We start from the raw sequence: 24,304 nt of genomic DNA on the forward strand, positions 1-24,304 counted from the left end.
AGGGCAGGAGCAGAAGAAGGCCGAAGGTCTTGGACTGGCGACTGGCCGAAGGGCAGGAGCAGGAGAAGACCGAAGGTCTTGGACTGGCGACTGGCCGAAGGGCAGGAGCAGAAGAAGGCCGAAGGTCTTGGACTGGCGACTGGCCGAAGGGCAGGAACTCGAGCACCGGAGAACGACGTTCCTTCAGGATGCGACGGTTCGTCAGAATCGGAGCTGGAGAAACCCGGAAGGGTTTCGGGAACGGAGTTTAAGCACCGGAGGTGCGGAGGTGCGCAGGCCACCACGGTCCACTGCACCGGGCTCTCTCCTCGCTTCCCCTGTTTCCACGCGTTCGACCGAGCGAATATGCAGAACCCATGCCCGCCCGTTTTATCCCCCTCGCGCCCCCAATACCATAGGAATGAAGCTGCTCTTCGAGCTCTCCGGCGAGCACCCCGACCTCCCCGCCATGGAACTGGAGTGCGTGGGCACGGTGCTCGACCGGAGGACCCAGGTCGCGGTCGCGGAGTGCCCGGACCCCCAGATCGCCGGGCGCCTCGCCCTGACGCACGTGGTGATGGAGTACCTCGGGGAGTGCGAGCCCACAAGGGCAGCGTTTGAGGATCTCCTCCGCGACCTTGCGCTCCGGACGGAGAAGCCGTTCGCCGGCCGGGTAAAGATGATCCAGGAGAGCCGGATGGATGCCGAACACCTCGAGGTCGAGCGGCTGATCGGGAGCCTGATCGCCGGCCCGGTTTCGCTCCGCGATCCCGTCGAGGAATACCGCGCCGTCGTCTCGGAAGACCGCTGCTACTTCGGCCGCGTCATCCAGAAGATCGACCGGGGGGCGTTCGAGGCGCGGAACCCCATGCGCCGGCCGTTCTTCCACCCCGGCGTGATGATGCCCCGGATGGCCCGGGCGCTCGTCAACATCTCCCTGGTCCGCCCCGGGGAGATGGTCTATGACCCCTTCTGCGGCACCGGCGGGATCCTGCTTGAGGCCCGGGAGATCGGCGTCCGGATCCTCGGGAGCGACTTCGACCCCGCGATGGTCGACGGCTACCGGCAGAACCTCCCGGATTCGGATGTAATGATCGCCGACGCCACGGCGGTCCCGATCTGCGACGGGGCGCTTGATTCGGTCGTGACCGATCTTCCCTACGGCCAGTCGGTCCGGATCCGTGCGGACAGCATGGACCGGCTCTACGACGGATCGCTTGCGGAGATCCGGCGCATCCTCCGGCCGGGGAGGCGCGCGGTCGTCGTCACGCATCGCGACATCACGCCGATCGCCGCCCGCCACTTCACCGTCCTGCAGGAGCACGAGCAGCGGGTGCACAAGAGCCTGACCCGCCGGATCCTGGTGCTCGGGTGACAAGTTTAAACGCGGAGTCAGCAGTACCCGGGCACCGGCATTCGCGACTTCGCGTTCTTCGCGTGAGACCGTATTGTTGCCTATTCCGGTTAGCTCGCGCGAAGTGCGAGCGTAGCGAGCTTGAGCACCGCCAGGTGCGAGCCGCGAAGTGCGACTGTCGGAACGACAAGAGCATGAGCACCGAGAGGTGCGAAGAAAGATCGGTGGTTTGACCTCGCGGGAACTCCCTCAAGATCGTTAGCGGGGTACTGATGCCGGCCCCGGTTTTATGAGGTCGCCCGCCGAATTTTATATGTGGAAGTAAATTTTAAGCGATACGGCCTCTATCTCGTCCGGTGGCAGCTCTCAACGCCCATCCTCGCCGTCGTGCTCTACTGGCTCGCGGGCCTCGGGGCGCTCGCCGCCACCGTCGTCGCAAACCTCATCGGCGGCCTCATCTTCTTCTGGGTCGACCGGTTCATCTTCACCTCCGAGGCGCTCGCCGCCCAGTGGGAGGTCAAAGAGGAGGTCCGGTGCGTGGACTGCGGGAAGGTCGCCCGGGGCTACCGCCTGGTCCGGGCGCAGAACTACGACAAATCGAACGACCCGGCGCCCGAGTTCCGGTGCGAGGAGTGCTCGAAGAAGAAGTCGGAGGAACTCAAGAAGCGGGGTGTGAAGCACTGAAAGGGAGAGGATCGACAGGGCTCAGCGCGATTTAGTAAGATAGTGCTGAGGGTTCATGCTACTTTCTTTTTGCCGCACCTGCCCGTGTGCGGGTTTCCCATGGATATCGCACCTTCGGTGCTCCAGCTCCGTTCCTGCCGGAACGTCGCTTATCGCCACGCGGGGAGTGCGACTGGCCGAAGGGCAGGAGCATGAGAAGAACGAAGTTCTTTGAGGGGCTGACGGGGAGGGGGATGGGCGGAATGCGACCGGTCGCCAGAGCGGGAGCATGAGCACCGAAGGTGCGAACGCCCGGAGCTCGACCACCGTCAGGTGGGGAGGGGGGAGTATTCCCCCCCTCGAAACTCTTCGAGTTTCTCATGCTCACTCCGTTCGCACTCCCCATTGTCCCCACCCCCCTCTCGGGGATAGCCACCACGGTCCAGAGCACGGGGCTTTTGCACCATGCACTCCGCAAATCCAGCACTCGAGACTCTTCTGTCACAACCCCACTCCGACCCCCATCCCCGCCAGCACCACGCAAACCCCCACCTGAATCGCCACGTTGTCGTCGAGCGGGAAGCAGGCCTCGATGACGCCCGCAACCCCCACCACGACCACGGCCGCCCACCAGGGGATCAGGAAGGAGAGGGCAAGCGCGGCCGCCGCCGCCCCGGCAACCGTCCCCTCGAATGATTTGCTGCCGACGAGGGTGTGCCGCCCGAACCGCAGCCCGGCGAGCGTTGAAACGCTGTCGAGCACCCCGACCGTGACGAGGCCGACCGCGGTGTACTCGCGGCCGAAGACCGCGAGGCAGAAGAGCGCCCCGGCGGCGTAGGCGATGCCGCCCTTGAGCGGCACCTTCCCGGTGCGTTCCGACTCGTCCATCACCCGCGAGAGGACCGGGACGTCGTAGCCGCGGGTGAAGGCGTCGCAGAGGAGGAACTGGAGGGCAAGAGCGGCGCTCACGAAGATGAACGCCCACCGGTCGTCCAGGCGGAGGATCACCGCCGCGCCGAGGACCCCCATGACCAGGTGAACCGTCTGGCGGAACGTCTCGCCCATCACACCCGGATAGCGGCCGCGGGAGATAAAGCATCGTGATGGTTCCGCCGGGCAGTCACCTTAAAGTAGTCTCCTTCCATCCAACACCCCCTGAGGGAGAAGAATATGGCAGAGGTAAGGAAGTATGTCAACCCGCCCGCCGCCGAAGTGATATGCGAATTCCGGTTTCCCGAGGATACCGCCTGGGACCTGACCTATCCGGGGATACTCTACAGTCACTTAAAGGACACCTACCCAAAACGCGACCAGCGCTACGTGCGCGAGGTGGTCATGCTCCTCGGCCCGGAGGGGCTCCGCGAAGAACTCCTGGTCGGCGAACGCTCGATCTTCCTCGCCGAGGACGAGGCTGCGCCGTCCAGGTCGGGCCCCGGCTGCTCTCGGTGAGCTGCCAGAAACCCTACGTCCACTGGGAGGCCTTCTCGGAGCGGATCCACGGGGCGTTCGACCGGTTCCGGGAGGTCATCGGCACCGACGCCATCGGCACCATGAACCTGCGCTACGTCAACTTCATCGAGATCCCGGAGCGGGAGGTGACGCTCTCGGACTACTTCGCCTTCTACCCCACCCTCCCGCCGGAACTCCCGCAGGTGCCGGCAGGTTCATCACCGGGTGCGAGTTCTCGTTCCACGACAACCGCGACAACTGCCGGGTGGAACTCACCGACGCCGTCCCCGAATCGACGGAGCACAACGCGTACCTCCTGAACATCGACTACTACCTGACGGAAGGACAGAACATCCCGCCGGACGGGGTGGCCGACTGGCTGGAGATCGCCCACACCCACGTGCGGGACATCTTCGAGGCCTGCATCAGGGACACTCTCCGCGACCTCTTCACCGTCCGTGAGGAGGCGACGGCGACTGCAGCGGCACGGTGATCTCCGGCGGGGGACGGCATACCCTCACACCAGCATCCCGATGGTCTCGATCACGGCGTCCGGGCTCGCATACCGCCTCTCCGGCAGCCGTTCGAGCGCCCGCAGGATATCGCCCGGTGCACCGGTCTTACGGGCACGGTCGACCAGAACCTGCCGGGTCGCCGGGTAGGGGACGTCGCGAAGGTATTCCTGAATACGGGAGTTGGTCATGCCGGTCGGTAACGCCGTCTCGATCACCTCCATTCCGGCCCCTATGGAGCGGGATCTATTTGACCGTACTCCCCGGGCGGGATAAGGCTATAAGTGGAGACCGCCCCAGTGGGACGAACCTTCCGGTCAGGGGAGACAGTGCATGATTCAGACACGGGGGAGCGGCATACTCCTGCATATCACGTCCCTGCCGTCGCCCTACGGCATCGGGGACTTCGGCCCGGCGGCATACCGGTTCGTCGATGCGCTTGAGCGGGGCCGGCAGCACTACTGGCAGATCCTGCCGCTCAACCCGACAGAGACGGCGTACGCCCATTCTCCCTACTCCAGCCCGTCGGCGTTTGCCATGAACACCCTCCTCATCAGCCCCGAGATGCTCGTCCGGGAAGGCTATCTCAGGAAGAGCGAACTGGAGCCGGCGCCCGGGTTCCCGGAGGAGCGGGCGGCGTACGAGGCGGCCGCATGGTACCGGGAACGGCTGTTTGCGGTTGCGTACGAGCGGTTCCGCCACTCCGGGCCGGATCGCAGGTTTGAAGCGTTCTGCGACGGCGCGGGATGGTGGCTCGACGACCACGCGCTCTTCGTCGCGTTAAAAGGCCATTTCCGCGGGCAGGCGTGGAACCGGTGGCCGGAGGATATCCGGGCAAGGGAGTCGGGAGCCCTCAAAGAGATGCGCGAACTGCTCGACGACCGGATACGAAAAGAGAAGTTCCTCCAGTACATCGCCGCCCGGCAGTGGTCGGCCCTCCGGCGCTACTGCACCGAACGGGGCATCCAGGTGATCGGCGACATCCCGATCTACGTCGCGTATGACAGCGTCGACGTCTGGGCGAACCCCGGGATCTTCAAACTGGACGAAGACCTCCGCACGACCGTGGTGGCGGGGGTGCCGCCCGATATCTTCAGCAGGACCGGGCAGCTCTGGGGGAACCCGGTCTACGACTGGGCCGCACTCCGGGAGCGCGGTTACGACTGGTGGGCGGGCCGGATCGCCCGGTCCGCCGAACTCTACGACCTCTTCCGGATCGACCACTTCCGGGCATTCGCCGACTACTACGAGGTTCCGGCGGGCGACGCGACGGCCGAGCGCGGCACCTGGGTCGACGGGCCGGGAGAAGACTTCTTCGAGGCGCTCGCCCGAAAGCATCCCTGTTTCGCCATCGTCGCCGAAGACCTGGGGGCGAACACCCCCGCCGTCCAGGCCCTCCTCGACCGGTTCGACTTTCCGGGGATGAAGATCCTCCTCTTCGGGTTCGGCGAGGGGATCGCAAGAACCCCCCATATCCCGCACAATTACGCCCCAAACCTCATCTGCTACACGGGGACACACGACAACAACACGGCGAGAGGGTGGTTTGAGGAGGAGGCGTCGGAAGAAGACAGGCAGCGGTTCTTCGCCTATATCGGGCGGAAAGTCGCGGCGGACGAGGTTCACCGGGAGCTCGTCCGGCTGGCAATGACCTCGGTCGCCCGGGCGTGCATCGTCCCGATGCAGGACGTCCTCGGCCTCGGCGCCGCGGCACGGATGAACTATCCCTCGACCACCACGGGAAACTGGGTGTGGCGGATGACGCCGGAGGAGTTCGCCGGTGCGCCGTTCGAGTGGCTCCGCGGGCTCGCGGAACTCACGGGGCGGGGGTGAATTGGTGGTCTTGGAATCTTTACGCTGGACGATCTTCTAGATGACCTCGTCTAGAATCGCTCCAGAGCACGGATTTCCATCGAATATCGCATTTGGGGGAGGGGTTTCAGGGGAGGGGGGAGCATCCCCCCTCGAAGAACTTCGTTCTTCTCGTGTTCGCTGCGCTCACACCTCGAAACTCTTCGAGTTTCTCATGCTCGCTGCGCTCGCACTCCGCACCTTCGGGTGCTCGAGCTCCGGGCGTGCCGCCCATCGCACTCCCCTTTGTCCCCACCCCTCTCTTGGCGATAGCCACCACGGTCCACTGCACCCGTATTGCGGGGAAAACTGGATCGTGTCTGTCCTTATCCTCTTCTAGTTGGTGCCAGACCCTATAGCAACAACAACTCTCTCAGGAGGTCTTCTCCGAGCCACACACTCAGGGAAAGAGTGCCCCCCGGCATCATCTGCCCCGGGCTCAGCCCATCCACTCAGTACCTGGCAGTCAGCATATCGAGTTCTTCCCTGACCGCCCGGCGGACCATCTCCTCGATATTGGTATAGTCGCGCTTCGCCTTCTCCTGTTTTCTGAGCATCTCTTCCATCTTCATGATCCCGGCTGAGAGGTTCTTCCCGTACTGCAGGGCGACCTCCAGTGCCTCCTCGTCAACCCGGACGACCCTGGACATAGAATAATGTTTACCGGGCGGAGATTTAATTGTTACAGTTTTGTTACAGGCGGGCAAAAGATGTTACAGATCTGTAACAACAGCAGGAACGGTGTTACGATTGTGTTACAGGGAGGTAAACAAAGGGATGTATCGGGGAAAGGCCGGGAGGATAGCCCCGGTTATCCCGGCCCCGCCTGCCGGGCCACGCCCTGTGTGGCCGCCGCGATCTCCTCCGGGTCACCGAGGTAATAGTGCTTCACGGCCTTCAGGTCCCCGTCCAGTTCGTAGACCAAGGGATAGCCGGTAGGAATGTTGAGCCCCGCGATCTCGTCGTCGGGAACATTGTCCAGGTGCTTGACCAGGGCGCGGAGGCTGTTGCCGTGGGCGGAGACCAGGACGGTTTTGCCCCGCCGGAGATCTTCGGTGATATGGCTCTCCCAGTAGGGGAGCACCCGCTCGAGCGTGTCGTGCAGGGACTCGGTCGCAGGGAGGCTCTCCGGGTCGAGATCCGCGTAGCGGGGGTCGAACCGCGGGTGCCTCGGATCGTCCCACGCGAGCGGCGGCGGCCGCACGTCGTATGCCCGGCGCCAGAGGTGCACCTGATCCGCGCCGTACTTCTCCGCCGTCTCCTTTTTATTCAGGCCCTGCAGGGCGCCGTAACCCTTCTCGTTCAGCCGCCACGACCGGTGCACGGGAACGTACATGAGATCGAGGTCGTCCATCACGATCCAGAGCGTCCGGATCGCCCGCTTCAGGACGGAGGTATAGGCGACGCCGAACGTGTACCCGCCGTCCCTGAGAAGTTCCGCCGCCTTATGAGCTTCTTTTACACCCTGCGGCGAGAGGTCCACGTCGGTCCAGCCCGTGAACCGGTTCTCCCTGTTCCAGGTGCTCTCGCCGTGTCGCAGAAGGATCAACATTGCCACAGCATCCATCTCCCACACCCGGTATGGAACTGGCCGGATAAAAACCCCCGCATGCACAGGAATGTGCCCGGCGAGAGCTGCCGGAACATCGCAACACCGGAGGAACGGCCCGCCTTCCGCCGTCCGGCAGCGTAAGATAACCGCACCCGGATAAAACGTATACTCGCCAGATTCGGCAAACCGGCCACACATAGGTTCGATTTTTTTCGTAGCCTACCATTCATTTATCACTCAATCCCGCCCATATGCAATTGTATGACACCGAACAGAAGAAGGAACTACATCCTCACGACGGTATCACTCTCTGTCATCGTCGTGGCGTGCATCGTCGTCGCGGGGTGCACGGGGGGCACGTCGACGCCCGGAACTGCCGCAGGGCTCACCGGGACCTCCTGGGCTCTCGATTCATACCTCGACGAAAACGGCACGCTCGTCGGGGTTCTGCCGGGAACGGAGATCACCGCCCGGTTCGACGACGACGGCAAGGTCACCGGCTCGGCCGGATGCAACGGCTACGGCGGCGACTACCAGCTCGACGGAACGACCCTCTCCATCTCCTCGATTGCCCAGACACTGAAACTCTGCACGGAGCCCGAAGGCATCATGGACCAGGAGGCACGGTTCATCGATCTCCTCGGCTCGGCGGCCGGATGCCGGATCGAGAGCGACCGGCTCGTCATCACCGACGCGGAAGGCGCCGACGTCCTCGTCTTCGTGAAGGGAGACGAGTCCACGGGACTCGCGGGAAACACCTGGTGGACGCTCACGAGCCTCGCCGGGGAGAACGGCACCCAGACACCGGTTCTTGACGGCACGGGCGTGACGGTGACCTTCAGCGCAGAGGGCAGCCTCGGCGGGTCGGCCGGGTGCAACCACTACAGCGCAGACTACACCGTGGACGGCGCAGCGCTCACCATCGAGCCGGCCATACGGACCGAGATGTATTGTATGGACCCGCCCGGCATCATGGACCAGGAGGACCGCTACCTTGCGCTCCTCACGGAAGTCGCCTCCTACCGGATGGAAGACAACCTGCTGATCCTCGCCGACAGCGAGGGCGGCGACCTGCTGGTCTTCGAGAAAGCCGCACAAACGCCCGACCTCCCGCTCGTCGGGACGGACTGGGTGCTTGAGTCCTACAGCGCCAACGGAGACGCAGTCTCCTCGGTGATCGCCGGCACGACGATCACCGCGAACTTTGACGACGGGAACGTCACCGGCAACGCCGGGTGCAACCACTACGGCGGCCAGTACAGCCTCGACGGCGCAGACCTCACGGTCTCCTCGCTCTACAGCACTTTGATGTACTGCGAGACGCCGGGGGTCATGGAGCAGGAAGCGGCGTTCATGGGCCTCCTCGCGAACGTCTCCTCCTACCGGACGGAGGGCGACCGCCTGATCCTCACGGACGCGGAGGGCACCGACCTGCTCTTCTTCGTGCAGGCACCGGAGGTCACGCCGGCACCGCTCGCCGGAACGGAGTGGACGCTTGAGTCCTTCAGCATCCCCGGCGGGGAGACGGTCTCCTCGGTGATCGTCGGGACCACGATCACGGCGCTCTTCGACCCTGACGGAAACGTCACCGGCAGCGCCGGGTGCAACTCCTACGGGGCCGGCTACCAGATCGACGGCGCTGAACTCAGCATTGAGCCGCCGATCAGCACGAAGATGCACTGCAACGAGCCGGAAGGCGTCATGGAGCAGGAGAACCGGTACCTCAACCTCCTCACCTCGGTTGCAGGCTACCAGATCGACGGGAACCGGCTCGATCTCCTCGATGAAGGAGGAGCGACCCTGCTCTCTTACAGCGCGGGCCGGCCCTGATCCGTACCCCGTCTCCGGCACAGGGGCCGATCGGCCCCTGCCCGATTTAGCCCTTTTACCCCGGCAGAGCGCCCTTCTCTCCCTTAGGAGCGCTCTCCGGACAGAAACTCCGGATAGATACCGCACTCTTCCGATCCTGAGGAAGGGGAGGTATGAGGAAATCTCGATGGAAATGAGTTACTATTTCTTCTTTCGCTCCCTATGCCTACCCGAAAGAGATGGGAAGAGGGGGACAGAACATACTCGCGAAGACTGCATTCCTGATCATCGTAGCGGCGTGCATCGTCTCGGTCGCCTGGACCGGCGATGCGGACGTGAACCCCGACGAGACCGGCCGAATCGTCGAACCACTTAGCGGGACGGCATGGGACCTGGTCGAGTTCCGCGCCGATAACGGCTCCGTCGTCGCGCCCCTGCACGGGACGGCACCGCTCATCGTCTTCGGCGAGAGCGGAACGCTCACGGGGTCCGCCGGGTGCAACCTCTACTCCGCCTCATACCGGATCAACGGCTCCGCAATCGCAGTGGAACCGGTCGTCGCCACCGCGGCCTATCCTGCGGAGGCGCAGGAACTCGTGCAGCAGGAGAAGCGCTACCGGGAACTCCTCGTGGCGGCCGCCTCCTACCGGGTCGAGGACGACCGGCTGACGATCTCCGGGCCTTCCGGGCGGGAGGTGCTCGCGTTCGCGCGAGCAGAGCAGCCCGAGAGCGTGCCGCTGCTTTCGACCGAATGGCACCTCACCCGCTACACCACCGGCGGCGGCAGCACCGTCGCATCGCCGGTGCCCGGAACCGATATCACCCTGGTCTTCGACGGCGACGGCACGCTCTCGGGGTCTGCCGGGTGCAACGCCTACTCCGCCCCCTACCAGGTCAACGAGACGGGGATTGGCGTGGAGCGGATCATCGCGACGAAAGCCTCCTGCGCCGAGCCCGCCGGCATCATGGAGCAGGAGAAAACCTACCTCAACCTCCTCCGGTCGGCGGCGGGCTACCGGATCGTCGGGGATACCCTCGCGGTCATCGACGGCAACGGCAGGGCGATTCTGTTCTTTGAAGCGGAGGCTTGAGGTGGAGAGAGGAGAACCCCGAACGCTTTTTGCAGCATGTGTGCGGCGACTGGACCCAATAGCAGAACCTGCTCTGCCATTTCCACCGCGTTGCCCGGCTAAAAGGCTTCCAACCATATCTTGATCTGTTTTTCGGCGACACCCGGCACGGATTTCGTGAGAACTGCACATTTCGTGCCTCCGCACCTCCGGTGCTCAAGCTCGCTTCGCTCGCACTCCCCCATGACCCAAACAGATCCCCAAAAGGGCAAAAAGAGTTACGCCGGATACGACCGCCCTTCTTTCTATCCTTCTGCCGGAAGCGAGCAGTGCACCTGGGCAAAAACCCACGCGTGGCCCGTCCCCCGGAGCACCGCCGTCATCCGCCCGTTCCGGGTCCGCGGGACACCGCCTGAGACAAAACGGCAGGTCATATCGGCCATCACCCAGGCGACCGTCCCCTCGGCGCCGATACGGACGTCGGAGAGATCGAGTGCGACGGTTTCCGCCCGCGCAAAGCCGCGCTCGAGGTGCCGGCGGCAGGCTTCCCTCCCGATCACCTTTTCGCCGGTGTCGGCGAATAAACCCCGGAAGTCAGGGTCAACGAGCGCCACCAGGCTCTCGACATCCTTTCTGCCCATGGCGTCCGTCATCCGCCGGAGCACCGCCATGATCTGCTCCCGTGTCTGCTCGCTGACTCGCATGAGAAGTGGTCATGCCGGAAAAGGATATGCGTTTCGAGCAGGTGCGGCGGCTCAGGCCGAAAAGACGCCGGGCGCATCTCCGTCCCCGGACGCTCTCCCGATCGAATGGAGGTACGCGCGGAACTCCGGCGAGCGTAAGGCCTCGATGAGGGCGGCGACGCCCTCGTCCGCGGCAAGTTCCTCTCGTATCACCAGATCGCACGACTCGCAGCCGATCGAGGTGAACCGGAGCCCCGCCTCCCGCGCTTCAAGGGCAGAACAGACCCGGACGTCCGCGGGAACGCCCGACGGGGAGACGTCGATCCCTTCCCGGTCGAGCCACGAATCGAGGAGGAACTGCGCCGCCGCGCTCTTCGGGCGGTTGGCGACCCGGAGCGACGCAAGGCTCCCGGCGTCGAGAGGATCGGCCGACGCGATCCCCAGTTCCGTCCGGGCCACCGGCACCCGGAGGAGGTCGACGTCCGGCAGGTAGCGGAGCACCTGGTCGTCCCATGCCGACGCGGTCTCGGGGAGAGCAACCGTCGCCGCGTGGCAGGTCTTCGCCCGCAGGGCGAGCACCGCCCCCATCGTCGAAGCGTTGCAGCAGTGGAACTGGTAGCCGGCCTCCGCGAGATGGGTTCCGAGTTCCCCGAGGACGGGATCGCGCCTCCCGACGCAGACAAGCGTCCGGGTGATGGAAGCGGGCGGGACGGTGAGCCGGACGCGCACCTCCTCGCCCTCCTCGACCCCCTCCCGTTCGGCCGGGATGTGGAGGTAGCCATTCGCCCGGACGACCGCCATCTGGATGCCGCTACCCCGGGGATGGGGTGTCGCCCAGCAGGTGCCGTCGACCCGCCCGACCGAGACCGGAACGAACTCGTCGAACCCGAGGTCGGACGCAAGCCTCCGTGACAGCCGGACGTCCAGCTCCCCGCACGGGACCGGCGAGAGCCCCCACCACGAGAGAAGGTTCCCGGCAACCTCGCGGAGAACCGTCTGTGCGCCGACGGGATACCCCGGCATCCCGAGAACCGGCTTGCCGCCGACGTTCGCGAGCAGCGCCGGTTTACCCGGCCTGACCGCGATGCCGTGAAAGACAATCTCCCCGAGATCCTCGACGACGTCCCGGGAGAAGTCGCGGGTGCCGGCCGACGAACCCGCCGAGATGATGACGATATCGTTCTCGGCGACCGCTGTCTCGACCGCCTCCCGGATCAGGCCGGTATCGTCGGGAACGATCCCGTAACGGCGGCAGGTCGCCCCGATCCCGGTGAGGTACGCCTCCGCCATGAGGGTGTTCGTCTCGATCGTCCGGCCGGGCCCGGGCGCCGTACCGAGCGGCACGAGGTCGCTCCCCGTCGGGACGATGCCGACCCGGACCGACCGCACGCTCACCCGGTCTATCCCGTAGGTCGCGAGCGCACCGATATCGAACGGCCGGATGCGGTGGCCTTTCGGGAGGACGAGTTCTCCCGCCCGGACATCCTCGCCGGCACGGCGGATGTGCTGCCCGGGTGCGGCGGACTTGCGGATCCGGGGGATGCCGCCCTCGTCCCAGGTGTCCTCGATCATGACGACGGCGTCGAACGGCTGCGGGAGCACTTCGCCGGTGTTGACGCGTGAATACCCGGCAAGAGGCAGCGGCCGCTGGTCCTGCGCTCCACGGGTCTCGCCGCTCTTCACTGCGTAACCGTCGAACTTCGCGATATCGGCCATGGGAACGGAATACCCCGCATACAGGGGTTCGGCCGTCACCCTGCCGACAGCCTCGCGTAGCGGAACGGTCTCGGCGCGGCCCGGCGAGGGGAACTCCCGCCGCATGATCGCGAGCGCCTCGGGAAGCGGGGTGAGGTTCAGGTACCTGTGTGGCATATTCGTGACTCCTGGATCATCGTTTCTGTTGCGGCCGGGAGCGAACGGTGCAGTCAAAGAGCGACGCCTCGCCGGCCGCAAGGATCGCATCGACGCTCTCCGGCACGTCCCGGAGGAGGAAGACCACCTCCTTTCCGGGACAGGAGAGAACGTACCGGTCTCCTCCCGAACAGCCCAGCCGGCGGTTTCCGGGGCTCGCGCCGGTGATCCCGATGAGCGCGTCGGCGATACAGGGATCGGGGCCGGGCGCGACCGAAACCCGCGGGTGGCGCAGGTCGCGCTCAAGTATCCGCGTCGCCGCCTCCGCAATCCGCACCCCGACCGCCACCCCGGGGCAGAGTTCCCCGTGATAGTTCACGGCCTCGCGGATGAGGCCGGCCCGGTACTCGCCGGGGCTCATCTTCCGGATCTTCTCCGTCCGGTCGTGGCCGGTCGCGGAGAAGACGCAGTCCCATCCCGTCTGGTAGGGCTTGATATCGATCACCGGCGTTTCGTCGATCAGGTCGACGTTCGCGAGAGCAAGGAACCGGCCATCCCGCACACCGCGGAGCCGCACCACCGAGACGGAGAGGGGGTTCGGCCGCACCGGAGAGCGGAGGGAGAAGACACCTTTCTCCGGGAGATCGCCCGAAACCTTCCGGGCGACCGCCGTGAGGACGTCCCGGCCGGCCTCGTGCATCCAGCAGATGAGGATAAGGTGCGAGTTCTCCTCGATACCGGAGAGTCCCCTGGAATACCGGGAATAGATCTCGATCTCGGCGTCGACGCCCTGGACAGGCATCTCGCTACGGGAGCGGATACCTGAATGCACGAGCCCGATAGAGGAGAGTTCCATGCGGTGCCTTCCATCTCGATGGGGTTATGCCTCCCCCCGGGGGGGAGGTGATCTCCTCAGTAGGCTACCTTCTCGTAGTAGGACTGTGACCGGCAGTCCGCGCAGGCCCCGTCGACGAGCATATGGCTGGGCACCATCTCGCCGCAGATGGAGCAGATCGCGGACTTCCACGGCCACTTCTGGGGCACTTTCACCCGCACCCGCTCGAAGGAGAGGATGTCGCGTCCTGCATCGATCAACTCGTCGATCAGCGCGATACCCCGGGATCTCGGGTCGAAGAGCGGGTCTTTCGTGAACCAGAGGGCGAACGTCGGATACCGCTCGATCTTATCGCCGTCGACGAAGACCCGGATCCCGTTCACGTACGGGGCGTCGGCCGGCCCGTTCATGGTGATGGCGAACTTCCCGATCGGGATCACCCGGAGGCGGTTGTTGCCGACCGTGCAGTGGGCGACCACCTGCAGGGCGTCGGGCAGGCACTTCTTGCTCTCGCAGACGGCATAGATCTTCTCGCCCCGGGGGACGTCCAGGAGTTCCATGGCATAGTCCACCATGAAGACCCCGACCAGGAGCCCGGGGGCCGCGAAGGTGTGAAAATCGATGCATCGTTTGAAGTCCTCGATCAACTCAGGAGAGGAGCCTCTTGACTCGAGCCGGGCCTCGATATCTTCCCATGTGTGATTCAGTCTCGGTTGCACGGAGAGGTGTTTGGTCAAGGTTGGTTGTAAACATTTTGGATCAGTAAATCAAATTTACTTTACCCTAAACGGGTTACTGCGGCATATCGCCGAGGAAGTGTCACCTAATCGCATAATCATTGATATCGGAGGCCATAACCCGGGTGCCGGAGATTGGGTTCAAGGGACATCAACTATACAGCATGAAACTTCAGCCAATGTTAAAGGAGTAAGTTTAAATTTATATACTCCTTAGTAGAGTAAAGCCACTGTTAACATGTCCGCTCTAGCCGGACATGACTGGCAAAACCGACGTTGAATGCAACTATCGGGAGAATTCACATGGCTGACACTAATGGTAAATTACGTTACGTTCCCACAACCTGCCCGTACTGCGGCGTAGGGTGCGGGCTCAATCTCGTGGTAAATGACGGTAAGCTCGTGGGGGTCGAGCCCCTCAAGAGGACCCCGGTAAACGAAGGCAAACTCTGCCCCAAGGGTGCCACCTGCTGGGAGTTCGTGCACAGCCCCGACCGGCTGACGAAACCCCTTATCAAGAAGAACGGCGAGTTCGTCGAGGCATCCTGGGACGAGGCGTATGACCTCATCGCCTCGAAGTTCAAGGAGACCTACGAGAAGTACGGCCCGAAATCACTCGGGTTCCAGGTCTCGTGCCGTACCCCGAACGAAGAGTGCTACATCATGCAGAAACTCGCTCGGGTAGCCTTCAAGACCAACAACATCGACAACTGTGCCCGTATCTGCCACGGCCCGTCCGTCGCGGGGCTCTCGCTCTCGTTCGGCTCCGGTGCCGCGACGAACCCCTTCGAGGACGTCCTGAACGCCGACGTCATCTTCCTGATCGGGTCGAACCCCATTGAGGCGCACCCGCTCGCCGGGCGCCGGCTCGTCCAGGCCAAGAAGGCAGGCAAGACAATCGTCGTCTGCGACCCGCGCTACACGCCCACGGCGCGCCTGGCCGACGAGTACGTCCGCTACAACCCCTCGACGAACATTGCCCTGATCAACTCGATCATGTACTGGATCATCCAGCAGGACCTCCATGACAAGGAGTTCATCGAGAAGAGGACGGTGGGATTCGAAGACCTGAAGAAGACCGTGGAGGACTACGCGGATGTCGAGTCGATCACCGGCGTCCCCACCGAGCGGGTCAAGGAGATCGCCCGGATTTACGCCAGCGCCAAGAGCGCGGTGGTCATCTACTGCCTCGGCATCACGGAGCTCACGACCGGCACGGACAACGTCCGGTCGCTCGGGAACCTCTCGATGCTCACGGGCAACGTGGGCAGGCCCGGCACCGGCGTCAACCCGCTCCGCGGCCAGAACAACGTCCAGGGCGCCTGCGACATGGGTGCTTACCCGAACGTCTTCTCCGGCTACCAGAAGTGCGAGGACGACACCACCAGGAAGCGCATGGAGGAACTCTGGGGCGTTACCGGGCTTGAAAGCGAGTACGGCGTGACGCTGACGGAGCAGATCACCCAGTGCGGCGACCCGATAAGAGCGATGTACATCTTCGCGCTGAACCCGGTCGTCTCCTACCCCGACTCGAACCACGTCATGCGGTCGCTCGAGAAACTCGACTTCCTGGTCGTGCAGGACATCTTCATGACCGAGACGGCGAAATACGCCGACGTAATCCTGCCCGGGGCATCCTTCGCCGAGAAGGACGGGACGTTCACCAGCGGCGAGCGGCGCATCAACCGTGTAAGGAAAGCCGTGGAGCCCCCGGGCGATGCAAAGGAAGACTGGCAGATCTTCGTGGATCTCGCCCACAAACTCGGGCTCCAGGGCTTCGACTTCAACTCGCCGGAGGATATCTGGAACGACGTACGGCGGGTCACCCCGTCGATGTCCGGCATCTCCTACGCAAGGATGGAGAAGCCGGAGTCCGTGCACTGGCCCTGCCCGTCAGAGGACCACCCCGGAACGCCGATCCTGCACCGCGAGAAGTTCGCGTCGGCCGACGGCCTCGGTCACTTCTTCGGTCTCGAGCACCGGCCGCCCGCGGAGGTCGCCGACACCGAGTATCCGTTCACCCTGATGACCGGACGTCTGCTCTTCCACTACCACACCCGGACCCAGACCGGCCGGGCGGAGCTCCTCCACCACGAGGTGCCCGCAGGCTACGTCCAGATCAACAGCGAGGATGCCGCGCGTCTGAAGATCCAGAACGGCGAGAAGATCAAACTCACCAGCAGGCGCGGCGAGGTCGAGACCATCGCGAAGGTGACCGATGAGGTCGCACCCGGCGTTCTGATGATGACGATGCACTTCGGGGATGCGGCCGCGAACATGCTGACGAACACCGCTCTCGACCCGCTCTCCAAGATGCCGGAGTTGAAGCACAGTGCTGTGAAGGTCGAGAAGATCACGGGGGTGCAGTAAATGGCAGCAAAGGGAGATATGGTATACGCCTGGACGACGAGCCCCGATATCGCCAGCGTCGCGGAGTGCGGCGGTGCGGTGACCGGACTGCTCAAGTATGCCCTGGAGAACAAGATCGTCGACGCCGTGCTGGCGGTGAAGAAAGGAGTGGACCTCTATGACGCGGTCCCCACGATCATCACCGACCCCGCCGAGCTCTCGGAGACGGCAGGCTCGCTCCACTGCGGGACGCTCCTGCTCTCGAAACTGATCAAGAAGTACCTGGGCGGCGCGAAAGACATGCGTCTCGGGGTGACGGTGAAGGGGTGCGACGCGATGGGTATCTACGAACTCGCGAAGCGCAACCAGGTCAACCCGGATAACCTCCTCATGATCGGCGTCAACTGCGGCGGTTCCGTCAGCCCCGTGGCTGCCCGGAAGATGATCCGCGAGAAGTTCGGGGTCGACCCCGACGACGTTGTCAAGGAAGAGATCGACAAGGGCCAGTTCATCATCGTCACGAAAGACGGCCAGCACAAGGGCATCTCGATGGACGAGCTTGAGGACGAGGGCTACGGCCGCCGCAGCAACTGCCGCCGCTGCAAGATGAAAGTCCCGCGCCAGGCGGACCTCGCCTGCGGCAACTGGGGTGTCATCGGCGATAAGGCCGGCAAGGCCACCTTCGTCGAGGTCTGCTCCGAGAAGGGTGCAAACCTCCTCGATGCGGCCGCAAAAGCCGGAGCGATCGCCACGGAACCCGCGAACCCGAAGGGCATCGAGATCCGCGGCAAGGTCGAGAACGCGATGCTGAAACTCGGCGACAAGTGGCGGGCGAAAGACTTCGAGGCGCTCGGCGAGGGCAAGGAACGTCTGAAAAAGATTATGGAGGACTCGTCCCGGTGCATCAAGTGCTACCAGTGCATCGAGAACTGCCCGATCTGCTACTGCGAAGAGTGCAGCACGAAGAAGTCCTATCTGGTTCCGCCGGGCGAGCTTCCTGTGCCGTTCATGTTCCACCTGATCCGGTTCGCACATATCGCCGACTCCTGTGTCAACTGCGGCCAGTGCGAGGAGAACTGCCCGATGGAGATCGCGAACTCGCTCTACATGCACTCCCTGCAGACGGAGATGGAGAAGATGTTCGGCCACACCCCGGGTGTGGACATGGAACTCCCGGTGCTCGCGCTCGTCGAAGAGACGGCGGAACGGGAGCGGCTCTCCGCAACCGGCAGCGACCAGATCTTCGACGTGTTTAAGTAAGCGATGTTCCGAGAAGCCGTCAGGCTTCGAAGGAACGGAGCTCGAGAAAACGCGAAGCGTTTTCGAAGGACGACGGACGGAACGTCCGGAGCATGAGCACCATCAGGTGCGATGGCCGGCAGGCGGTGACGGGGTAACACCCCGACCCCCCCCTGCCTGTGCCCGACCGTTCGGCCGGGTGTGTGATCAACGACATCTTGAGTTCCATAAAAACCCGAATGTGCCCGTGCCGGGGCGCAAAAGGGTGTGTCTGGCAATACCCGGCGGCGGGGGAAATTCCCCTGTCATCTCTTCCCGCCCCCGGACAGCCGTTAATACCCTTTTTACACCATTTTTCAGGGCATTTAAACGAAGGGGTTCCGGGAAGCGGGAGACGCGGAGATCGGAAGGCTGAACTGCTCCAGTACCCCATTGAGATGATCGATATGAGGTTCGTATGCCCGCTTATTGTCGTTCGTGACGTGAAGGTCTCCAGGGCGTTCTACGAAGAGGTGCTGGATCAACAGGTTCTCCACGATCACGGCGAGAACGTGATCTTCGAGGGAGGGTTCGCGATACACCTGATGTCGCACTTCCAGGACCTCATCGGCGTCGCCGAGAACGATATCGCTCCGCGGTCGAACAACGCCGAACTCTACTTCGAAGAGGACGACCTGGACGGCTTCCTGACAAGGCTCAAAGGGATGGACTCCGTGAACTACGTCCACGAACCGATCGAGCAGGCCTGGGGACAGCGGGCCGTCAGGTTCTACGATCCCGACATGCACATCATCGAGGTCGGCGAACCCATGGAGAGCGTGGTAACGAGGTTCCTTGAGAGCGGGTTCTCGGTCGAAGAGACCGCACGGCGCACCTCGATGCCCGAGGAGTTCGTCCGGCAGTGCGCATGAGAGGTGCGGTGGGGACGAAAACCGGTATCGTCTGGTCCCCTCCCGTGCATGATCTCTACAGAGAATCGATCCCGCCCCCAGCGATCCCGGCGGCGCGTGCGGCATACGCAAAGTGAGGAACCATGTTCAAGAGAATTGCCTGTATCCGTATCAGCGGCGGAGAGATCGCCCACGATGCCGCCGAAGAGACCCCGGCGGCGATCTTCGTCAACGGCCGGCACCTGACGACCGTCATCTTGAGCCCCGGCGAGTTTGAGGACTTCATCACCGGCTACCTCTACACCGAGGAGATCATCGGGAGCGCGGACGAGATCGAGTCGGTCAGGATCGAAGAGAACCGGATCAGTGTCATCACGAAGAACATCTTCAGGCGGGTCAGCGTGAAGAAGACCATCCTCTCCGGGTGCGGGGGAGCCGTCTCCTACATCGACACCCAGAAACTGCCCGCAATCAACTCCGATCTCGTAGTTACCGTGCCAGAGATCGAGGCCGCCGTCGCCGCCCTCACCACCCACAAACCGCTCGACGCGGTTGCTCTTGCTTCAGGAGGCCGCGTCGTCGCCCGCGCAGAAGACCTCGACCGGCACAACGCCCTCGATAGGGTGATCGGCCGGGGGCTGCGGGAATCTCTCGACTTCTCGCGGACGGTTGCCGTCGGCACCGGAACGGTCACCTCCGAGATGGTCAGGAAGTGCCTGATCGCCGGCATCCCGGTGCTCGTCTCCACCGGGGCCCCGACCGCGCTTGCCGTGGAGGTTGCGGAGGAGACCGGGCTCTGTATCGTCGGGTTCGCGGGCACGCCGGAGATGGCGGTGTATACGCACGCGGAGAGGGTTATAGAACTGGGCGCATAGGGCCCGGGTGAGCGGGCGGTCCCGGGGGGAGGGATGAGTCCGTGGGGTTCAGGAGTGGCCCTGTATATTTGATCGTGGCAGGAGAGAATGCCCAGCCGTATCTAGGCCCGGGAGTTTCCTGCCACCGGTAAGATAGTGCGTTCAGATTTAATTTTCCCAAATTTGCCCATGTAGTGAACCGTGGGGGTATCGCCATTGGGGGAGGGGCTGACGGGGAGGGGGCGTGCCCCCTCCCCTGTCTCTACCTTGTACGCGGACATCTGTAACCCCCACCACCCGCGCTTCACGCTCCTCCCGCCCCCAAGGGGGCGGGCAGTGCATGGCGATAGGCGATGCCCCTACGGGACATCGCTGGAGAAGACCGGATGTTCTGGATTTACGATATCCTAGTAGGCACGGGGTTTGAGCACCGGAGGTGCGCACCCCTCACTTCCCTCGAAATCCGTGCTAAGTGCAACCGAAGAGCAGATTCCAAGAGTAGACTGGAGATGTGGAAACCCTGAGCCTGGAAGAGCCAAACGCCGAATGGGGTTAGAGGATTGAGGGAGACGGCTCTACCGCCCCCGGCTGATCTCATCGACGGCCGCGATCAGGAGATCGATCTCCTGCTCCGTCGTGAAGGCCGCCATGCTCGCCCGCACCGTCCCCTCCGGGAGGTCCAGGTGCTCCATCAGCGGCTGGCAGCAGTGGTGCCCCGAGCGCACCAGGATATCCGCATCCTCATCGAGCATCTGCGCCGCCTCCTGCGGGTGGACGCCGTCGATGGTGAACGAGACGATCCCTATCCGGGCACCCGGTTGCCGGCCCGCATAGACCGTGACCCCGTCTATCCCGGAGAGCCCCTCGATCAGCCGGGCGGTCAGGCGCTCCTCGTGCCGGTGGATCCTCTCCATCCCGATTCCCGAGAGGTAGTCCACGGCGGCGCCGAGCGCGATCCCGCCGCCGACGTTCGGCGTCCCGGCCTCGTAGCGCTGGTAGCCCTCCGCCGGAACGTAGCCTTCGGCGCTCACGCTCGCGACCATCCCGCCGCCGAGCATCGGGGGCTCGATAAGGAGATCCCGCATCCATAGGACCCCGGTCCCGGTCGGGCCGAACATCTTGTGCCCCGCAAAGCAGAGGATGTCGCAGCCGAGGTCCGCGACGTTCACCGGCATGTGCGGGAGCGACTGCGCCCCGTCCACCAGGAGGAGGGCGCCGTGCTCCCGGCAGAGCGCCGCGATCACCTTAACCGGCGTCGTCACGCCGAGGACGTTCGAGGCGTGGGTGACGGCGACGAGCCGGACGCCGCCTCCGGCCAGAGTCTCCTCGAGCGCGGCAAGGTCGAGCGAATAATCGGCATCGATCCCGACCACGTCGAGCGCGACCCCCTGTTTTGCAAGCGCCCTCCAGGGGAGAAGATTCGAGTGGTGCTCAAGGATGGTGGTCGCCACGCGGTCGCCCGGCTTCCAGGAAAGCCCCTGCGCGACCATGTTGATCGCGTCGGTGGCGTTCCTCGTAAAGACAGTCACCCCCGCCTCTCCGCCGATGAACCGGGCCACCTTCTCGTGGGCGTGCCAGTAGCGCTGCGTCGCAATCCGGGTCAGCCGGTGAACGCCCCGGCCGACGTTGGCCCGGTAACGGTGCTCGAACTCGACGAGCGCCTCCACCACCGGCTCCGGCGAGAAGGTCGTCGCCGCGTTGTCGAGATAAACGATGTCGCCGAGGATCGGGAAGTCCTTGCGGATCTCGTCCGGGACGGACTCGGTCTCTGCCGGCAGTGCCGGCTCGCGGGTATCCGTACTCTTCATAGTTGCCACCTTTGCCACTTCCCTGATCAGAGACTACCGCAGGGTAACGTCGTCGTTGACAGGGACGCCCCGTTCCCTGCAGATCTCGCGCATCTTCGGGGGCAGCGTCCGCCACCGCCAGAGCCCCCACCGGTGGTAGGCGTCCGGCAACCTGTTCTTCTCCGCCCACCTGATAAGGAATTCGTCCCAGCGGTCCGCCAGTTCCGGGTGCATCTCCCGGACACCCTCGTACTCGCTCTCGAGCGCCGCCGGGCAGAGGTAGCAGCCCACCCGCTCAAGCCCCATCTCGTAGAGCGGGTTCATCGGAGCCTCGCGCCACCAGAGGTAGAGGAAGACCTCGAGCGCCCGCCAGTTCCGGATCGGCGAGACGTTCAGCTGCAGGGGATTTACCGGGTTCTGGGTCGTTTCTTCGAGATCGGCACGGTTCCGGGATTCATACCACCGGTTCCCCTGGATGGTGACGCAGGGACCGATCCCGGCGAGATAGGTATTCAGAGGATCGAGTTTCAAGAATTTGCAGCACCAGCGGCCGTCCTTCGTCGGCGGCCCCGCCTTCTCGACCTCCCGGAAGAAGTCGCCGCCTTTTTGGATGATCTCGACGCCCTGCGACGCCGTGAACTCCACTGTCTCGGGGAGCTCGAGCCCGGTATCGATGAAGAACGCCTTCTCCACCCCCGCCTTCCGCGCAAGATGGAGAACGGCGGTGCTGTCCTTGCCGCCGGAGAACGAGACGTTCACGCACGGCCGGTCGCTCATGTGTTTTTTGATGGTGCGGACGGCGTTGCGTTCGAGGTTTTTTAAGTGGTAGCGGTTCTTCTCGATCACCTCGTCCCAGCCCGGGTCGGGCCGGGTGCGGGGCTCAACAGGGATGAGTTCCTTCACCCGGACCAGTCCGTCCCTGACGATGCCCGTGCCGAACCGGTTTTTGTAGGAGACGATGACCGTCCCGTCCGGCACGGGAGTCGCCAGAGGAAACCGTTTCCCGCCGACACGGCCCTTATGGGCGTTCACCGCGGGCTCGGCCTCGAGGTCGACGATGCCGCGGGTCACGTGCGGCAGGATGTGCGGGAGCGCTTCGGGAGCGATATCGAGACTGAACTTCCGCGCGATCGGGTCGAACGTGAGCCAGCCGAGCCGGTCGCCGTGGACAATCACGAGGTCTGCCCGGTCGACGCCGCCGGTCTTGTTCAGGAGCACGACGCGGGGCAGCGGGATATCATCACCGAACCGTTCGGCAAGAAGGCGCCGGATAAGGGCCATGTCCGCCGCGAGTGCCGGCCGGACGTCGTGCGGCTGCAGGAGCGCTATCTCCCTGGCTTTCGCTCCGCAGGCACAGGTGCGCCCGATGAGGGGGACGTTGCACTGGTCGCACCAGTAGAGGACTTTCTTTACTGCCGGTTCGCGCTTCACTTCAAGAAGGGTTGGCGGCTGCAGGCATTAAGTGAACCGACCGGGGTGCCCCCGCCCTCACGGCCGCCTCAGCATCAGGCCGGGACCGGCTACCTGGAGTCACCAGTGCTCGCAAGCGGCACCAGTTCCGATACCTCCTTGCGCTGCTTTTCCTGCGGCCGGTCGGCAGGGTAACCAAGCGGGGTGAACGCAACGGGCTCGGCGTCACCGGGAATGCCCAGCACCTCGCGCGCCGCGCCGGTATCGAAGGCGGCGACCCAGTGGGTCCCAAGCCCCAGGCTCGCAGCCGCGAGCGTCAGGTGATCGATGGCGATTGCCACGTCCACGTCGCTGTAGTTCTTCCCGTCGGAGCGCGTCCACGCCTCCGACGGCACCGTGCAGGCGCGATGAGAATGGGCGCCTCCCAAAAGAACGCTCTCCCGTAAATGCGGCCGAGTTCGTTCTCCTTTCCGGCGGTGTGGATGACGATGAACCGGAAAGGCTGCCGGTTGGCCGCCGTCGGCGCCAGGCGGACGGCATCGAGCACCGCACCGAGTTTTTCGTCCTCGACGGGGGCCTTCTTGAACGATTGGACACTGTAGCGATTCCGCGCGAGGTTGAGAAAACCTTCGAAGCCCTTCATGGAGAGTTCTGTGGTGGCCATGGTGCCCGCATCGTACCGACCTCTATATATGGTTGTCCTTAAGGGCGGCGCAAGATCTTTATTCACATAACTACGAACAACCCCTGATGCCATCCTGTTGTGTAAACAACCTCGGTGGAAAAGTGCTCCTCCTGAACGCAACGCCCGACGAGGCGAACGACTATGTCCGAACGCACTGCAGGGAATACTACGAGATACCGCCGAACTTTGTGTTCAGGGATGTCCGGGTGCTCCTGAGGTCTCCGATGCTCGTCGGGCTTCAGGTCAAGAGGGGAAAGATCCTGCTGCCGTTCACGAAACGCTGCGCCGGTCCCGGAACCATGCTCTACGAGATCGCGGCAAAGGAGGGCGACCTCGACTTCATCCGAAGCAGCCTCCCCAGGGTCTCCGGGTAAGAGCAATTCCGGCCCGCAATGCACCGGGACATCCCGGAAAGATGACGGATGCGCCCCCTACGGGGCTTTGCATTTACATCAACTCCATGTTACCGTACCCGCAGAGCCTGACCGATCGCTATATAGTCCCTGACTGAAAAACGCTATAATGATCATTGTGGGCATTAAGGAGTGGGTAGTCCCTCAGGATAAGGTTTTTTTTGATCTTTTCGACAGGATGGCCCAGACGGTCGTCTCCGCAGCCGATCTGCTCGTCGAACTCGTCGAGAACTTCGAGAACGTGAAAGAGCAGTGCCATAGGATGAAGCAGATCGAGCACCAGGGAGACGAGATCTCGCATGAGATCTACGAGCAGCTGAACAGGACGTTCA

Annotated in this window: 23 protein-coding genes and 1 pseudogene; 12 read left to right on the forward strand and 12 right to left on the reverse strand. The window is 63.8% G+C overall.

What is annotated here, in order from left to right; translation table 11 throughout:
• Positions 1-400: 400 nt before the first annotated feature.
• Together EI28_RS08910 and EI28_RS08915 are read left to right on the forward strand one after the other, a co-directional pair.
• A complete protein-coding gene (locus tag EI28_RS08910; RefSeq protein ID WP_048114267.1) occupies positions 401-1,354 on the forward strand; it encodes a methyltransferase domain-containing protein in 954 nt (317 codons plus the stop codon).
• Positions 1,355-1,648: 294 nt separating this feature from the next.
• Positions 1,649-2,017, forward strand: a complete 369-nt coding sequence (locus EI28_RS08915) for a hypothetical protein (RefSeq protein ID WP_048114268.1) — start codon at positions 1,649-1,651, stop codon at positions 2,015-2,017.
• A gap of 480 nt (positions 2,018-2,497) precedes the next feature.
• Here the strand turns inward: EI28_RS08915 and EI28_RS08920 are convergent, their stop codons facing one another.
• A complete protein-coding gene (locus EI28_RS08920) occupies positions 2,498-3,061 on the reverse strand; it encodes a diacylglycerol/polyprenol kinase family protein (RefSeq protein WP_048114269.1) in 564 nt (187 codons plus the stop codon).
• Between the two features lie 105 nt (positions 3,062-3,166).
• Between EI28_RS08920 and EI28_RS08925 the strand changes: the two are divergent.
• A pseudogene (locus EI28_RS08925) lies at positions 3,167-3,938 on the forward strand (TIGR04255 family protein).
• A gap of 24 nt (positions 3,939-3,962) precedes the next feature.
• Here the strand turns inward: EI28_RS08925 and EI28_RS08930 are convergent.
• Complete coding sequence (locus tag EI28_RS08930; RefSeq protein ID WP_082223139.1) at positions 3,963-4,181, reverse strand: DUF2795 domain-containing protein; 219 nt, start codon at positions 4,179-4,181, stop codon at positions 3,963-3,965.
• A 109-nt stretch (positions 4,182-4,290) separates the two neighbouring features.
• Here EI28_RS08930 and malQ point away from each other — a divergent pair, with 109 nt between their 5' ends.
• A complete protein-coding gene (malQ, locus tag EI28_RS08935; RefSeq protein ID WP_082223140.1) occupies positions 4,291-5,790 on the forward strand; it encodes a 4-alpha-glucanotransferase in 1,500 nt (499 codons plus the stop codon).
• Positions 5,791-6,260: 470 nt separating this feature from the next.
• Here malQ and EI28_RS08940 read toward each other — a convergent pair whose 3' ends face one another.
• Together EI28_RS08940 and gpmA are read right to left on the reverse strand one after the other, a co-directional pair.
• The gene (locus EI28_RS08940) at positions 6,261-6,458 is read right to left on the reverse strand and encodes a hypothetical protein (protein ID WP_048114270.1); all 198 of its coding nucleotides are present in this window, start codon (positions 6,456-6,458) and stop codon (positions 6,261-6,263) included.
• A 161-nt stretch (positions 6,459-6,619) separates the two neighbouring features.
• Entirely contained in the window at positions 6,620-7,375 is a 756-nt protein-coding gene (gpmA, locus tag EI28_RS08945; RefSeq protein WP_369792276.1) for a 2,3-diphosphoglycerate-dependent phosphoglycerate mutase, read from the reverse strand.
• Positions 7,376-7,621: 246 nt separating this feature from the next.
• Between gpmA and EI28_RS08950 the strand changes: the two genes are divergently transcribed.
• A complete protein-coding gene (locus EI28_RS08950; RefSeq protein ID WP_048114272.1) occupies positions 7,622-9,190 on the forward strand; it encodes an META domain-containing protein in 1,569 nt (522 codons plus the stop codon).
• Between the two features lie 218 nt (positions 9,191-9,408).
• A complete protein-coding gene (locus EI28_RS08955; RefSeq protein ID WP_048114273.1) occupies positions 9,409-10,260 on the forward strand; it encodes an META domain-containing protein in 852 nt (283 codons plus the stop codon).
• A gap of 284 nt (positions 10,261-10,544) precedes the next feature.
• Here the strand turns inward: EI28_RS08955 and EI28_RS08960 are convergent, their stop codons facing one another.
• Genes EI28_RS08960 through EI28_RS08975 form a run of 4 tightly spaced genes read right to left on the reverse strand, consistent with a single transcriptional unit; the run spans position 10,545 to position 14,327 of the window.
• Positions 10,545-10,943, reverse strand: a complete 399-nt coding sequence (locus EI28_RS08960; protein ID WP_048114274.1) for a nuclear transport factor 2 family protein — start codon at positions 10,941-10,943, stop codon at positions 10,545-10,547.
• A 51-nt stretch (positions 10,944-10,994) separates the two neighbouring features.
• Positions 10,995-12,794 carry a molybdopterin-binding protein gene (locus tag EI28_RS08965; RefSeq protein WP_048114275.1) on the reverse strand — a complete coding sequence of 600 codons (1,800 nt, stop codon included), beginning with the start codon at positions 12,792-12,794 and terminating at the stop codon, positions 10,995-10,997.
• Positions 12,795-12,810: 16 nt separating this feature from the next.
• Positions 12,811-13,629, reverse strand: coding sequence for a tRNA (N6-threonylcarbamoyladenosine(37)-N6)-methyltransferase TrmO (gene tsaA / locus EI28_RS08970; RefSeq protein WP_048114276.1), 819 nt, complete (start codon positions 13,627-13,629; stop codon positions 12,811-12,813).
• 56 nt (positions 13,630-13,685) lie between these two features.
• A complete protein-coding gene (locus EI28_RS08975) occupies positions 13,686-14,327 on the reverse strand; it encodes an FmdE family protein (RefSeq protein WP_048114285.1) in 642 nt (213 codons plus the stop codon).
• Positions 14,328-14,648: 321 nt separating this feature from the next.
• On the opposite strand from EI28_RS08975, the gene fdhF reads away from it, so the two are divergent.
• The 4 genes from fdhF (at position 14,649) to fdhD (ending at position 19,698) form a co-directional block, all read left to right on the forward strand.
• Complete coding sequence (gene fdhF, locus EI28_RS08980; protein ID WP_048114277.1) at positions 14,649-16,715, forward strand: formate dehydrogenase subunit alpha; 2,067 nt, start codon at positions 14,649-14,651, stop codon at positions 16,713-16,715.
• On the forward strand, positions 16,716-17,954 hold the full coding sequence (locus EI28_RS08985) for a Coenzyme F420 hydrogenase/dehydrogenase, beta subunit C-terminal domain (RefSeq protein WP_048114278.1): 1,239 nt from the start codon (positions 16,716-16,718) through the stop codon (positions 17,952-17,954).
• A gap of 425 nt (positions 17,955-18,379) precedes the next feature.
• A complete protein-coding gene (locus tag EI28_RS08995; RefSeq protein WP_048114286.1) occupies positions 18,380-18,844 on the forward strand; it encodes a glyoxalase/bleomycin resistance/dioxygenase family protein in 465 nt (154 codons plus the stop codon).
• Between the two features lie 122 nt (positions 18,845-18,966).
• Complete coding sequence (gene fdhD / locus EI28_RS09000; protein ID WP_048114280.1) at positions 18,967-19,698, forward strand: formate dehydrogenase accessory sulfurtransferase FdhD; 732 nt, start codon at positions 18,967-18,969, stop codon at positions 19,696-19,698.
• Positions 19,699-20,252: 554 nt separating this feature from the next.
• On the opposite strand, the gene EI28_RS15505 is transcribed toward fdhD, so the two are convergent.
• From EI28_RS15505 to EI28_RS15515, 4 genes are all read right to left on the reverse strand, one after another.
• Positions 20,253-21,485: a cysteine desulfurase gene (locus EI28_RS15505; RefSeq protein WP_369792277.1), complete on the reverse strand. Its 1,233-nt coding sequence runs from the start codon at positions 21,483-21,485 to the stop codon at positions 20,253-20,255.
• Positions 21,486-21,518: 33 nt separating this feature from the next.
• On the reverse strand, positions 21,519-22,895 hold the full coding sequence (locus EI28_RS15510; protein WP_369792278.1) for a phosphoadenosine phosphosulfate reductase family protein: 1,377 nt from the start codon (positions 22,893-22,895) through the stop codon (positions 21,519-21,521).
• 89 nt (positions 22,896-22,984) lie between these two features.
• Entirely contained in the window at positions 22,985-23,302 is a 318-nt protein-coding gene (locus EI28_RS14420; RefSeq protein ID WP_197018482.1) for a nitroreductase family protein, read from the reverse strand.
• A complete protein-coding gene (locus EI28_RS15515; RefSeq protein WP_369792279.1) occupies positions 23,191-23,631 on the reverse strand; it encodes a nitroreductase family protein in 441 nt (146 codons plus the stop codon). Before EI28_RS15515 ends, EI28_RS14420 begins: the two co-directional genes overlap by 112 nt.
• Here EI28_RS15515 and EI28_RS09015 point away from each other — a divergent pair.
• Positions 23,625-23,933 (forward strand): DUF1894 domain-containing protein, encoded by a 309-nt coding sequence (locus tag EI28_RS09015; protein WP_048114281.1) that lies wholly within the window; start codon positions 23,625-23,627, stop codon positions 23,931-23,933. The genes EI28_RS15515 and EI28_RS09015 overlap by 7 nt on opposite strands.
• Before the next feature lie 148 nt (positions 23,934-24,081).
• Positions 24,082-24,304, forward strand: a 223-nt coding sequence (locus EI28_RS09020; RefSeq protein WP_255342091.1) for a DUF47 domain-containing protein, incomplete at its 3' end; no start/stop codon positions are given.

The organism is Methanoculleus sp. MH98A (assembly GCF_000691865.1).
Taxonomy (GTDB): domain Archaea; phylum Halobacteriota; class Methanomicrobia; order Methanomicrobiales; family Methanoculleaceae; genus Methanoculleus.

What these genes read in the sequence shown, in the direction of transcription:
- EI28_RS08910 (WP_048114267.1), top strand. Translation starts at nt 401, where the DNA reads ATGAAGCTGCTCTTCGAGCTCTCCGGCGAGCACCCCGACCTCCCCGCC.
- EI28_RS08920 (WP_048114269.1), bottom strand. Translation starts at nt 3,061, where the DNA reads ATGGGCGAGACGTTCCGCCAGACGGTTCACCTGGTCATGGGGGTCCTC.
- EI28_RS08930 (WP_082223139.1), bottom strand. Translation starts at nt 4,181, where the DNA reads ATGGAGGTGATCGAGACGGCGTTACCGACCGGCATGACCAACTCCCGT.
- malQ (WP_082223140.1), top strand. Translation starts at nt 4,291, where the DNA reads ATGATTCAGACACGGGGGAGCGGCATACTCCTGCATATCACGTCCCTG.
- EI28_RS08940 (WP_048114270.1), bottom strand. Translation starts at nt 6,458, where the DNA reads ATGTCCAGGGTCGTCCGGGTTGACGAGGAGGCACTGGAGGTCGCCCTG.
- gpmA (WP_369792276.1), bottom strand. Translation starts at nt 7,375, where the DNA reads ATGGATGCTGTGGCAATGTTGATCCTTCTGCGACACGGCGAGAGCACC.
- EI28_RS08950 (WP_048114272.1), top strand. Translation starts at nt 7,622, where the DNA reads ATGACACCGAACAGAAGAAGGAACTACATCCTCACGACGGTATCACTC.
- EI28_RS08955 (WP_048114273.1), top strand. Translation starts at nt 9,409, where the DNA reads ATGGGAAGAGGGGGACAGAACATACTCGCGAAGACTGCATTCCTGATC.
- EI28_RS08960 (WP_048114274.1), bottom strand. Translation starts at nt 10,943, where the DNA reads ATGCGAGTCAGCGAGCAGACACGGGAGCAGATCATGGCGGTGCTCCGG.
- EI28_RS08965 (WP_048114275.1), bottom strand. Translation starts at nt 12,794, where the DNA reads ATGCCACACAGGTACCTGAACCTCACCCCGCTTCCCGAGGCGCTCGCG.
- tsaA (WP_048114276.1), bottom strand. Translation starts at nt 13,629, where the DNA reads ATGGAACTCTCCTCTATCGGGCTCGTGCATTCAGGTATCCGCTCCCGT.
- fdhF (WP_048114277.1), top strand. Translation starts at nt 14,649, where the DNA reads ATGGCTGACACTAATGGTAAATTACGTTACGTTCCCACAACCTGCCCG.
- EI28_RS08985 (WP_048114278.1), top strand. Translation starts at nt 16,716, where the DNA reads ATGGCAGCAAAGGGAGATATGGTATACGCCTGGACGACGAGCCCCGAT.
- EI28_RS08995 (WP_048114286.1), top strand. Translation starts at nt 18,380, where the DNA reads ATGAGGTTCGTATGCCCGCTTATTGTCGTTCGTGACGTGAAGGTCTCC.
- fdhD (WP_048114280.1), top strand. Translation starts at nt 18,967, where the DNA reads ATGTTCAAGAGAATTGCCTGTATCCGTATCAGCGGCGGAGAGATCGCC.
- EI28_RS15505 (WP_369792277.1), bottom strand. Translation starts at nt 21,485, where the DNA reads ATGAAGAGTACGGATACCCGCGAGCCGGCACTGCCGGCAGAGACCGAG.
- EI28_RS09015 (WP_048114281.1), top strand. Translation starts at nt 23,625, where the DNA reads ATGCCATCCTGTTGTGTAAACAACCTCGGTGGAAAAGTGCTCCTCCTG.
- EI28_RS15515 (WP_369792279.1), bottom strand. Translation starts at nt 23,631, where the DNA reads ATGGCATCAGGGGTTGTTCGTAGTTATGTGAATAAAGATCTTGCGCCG.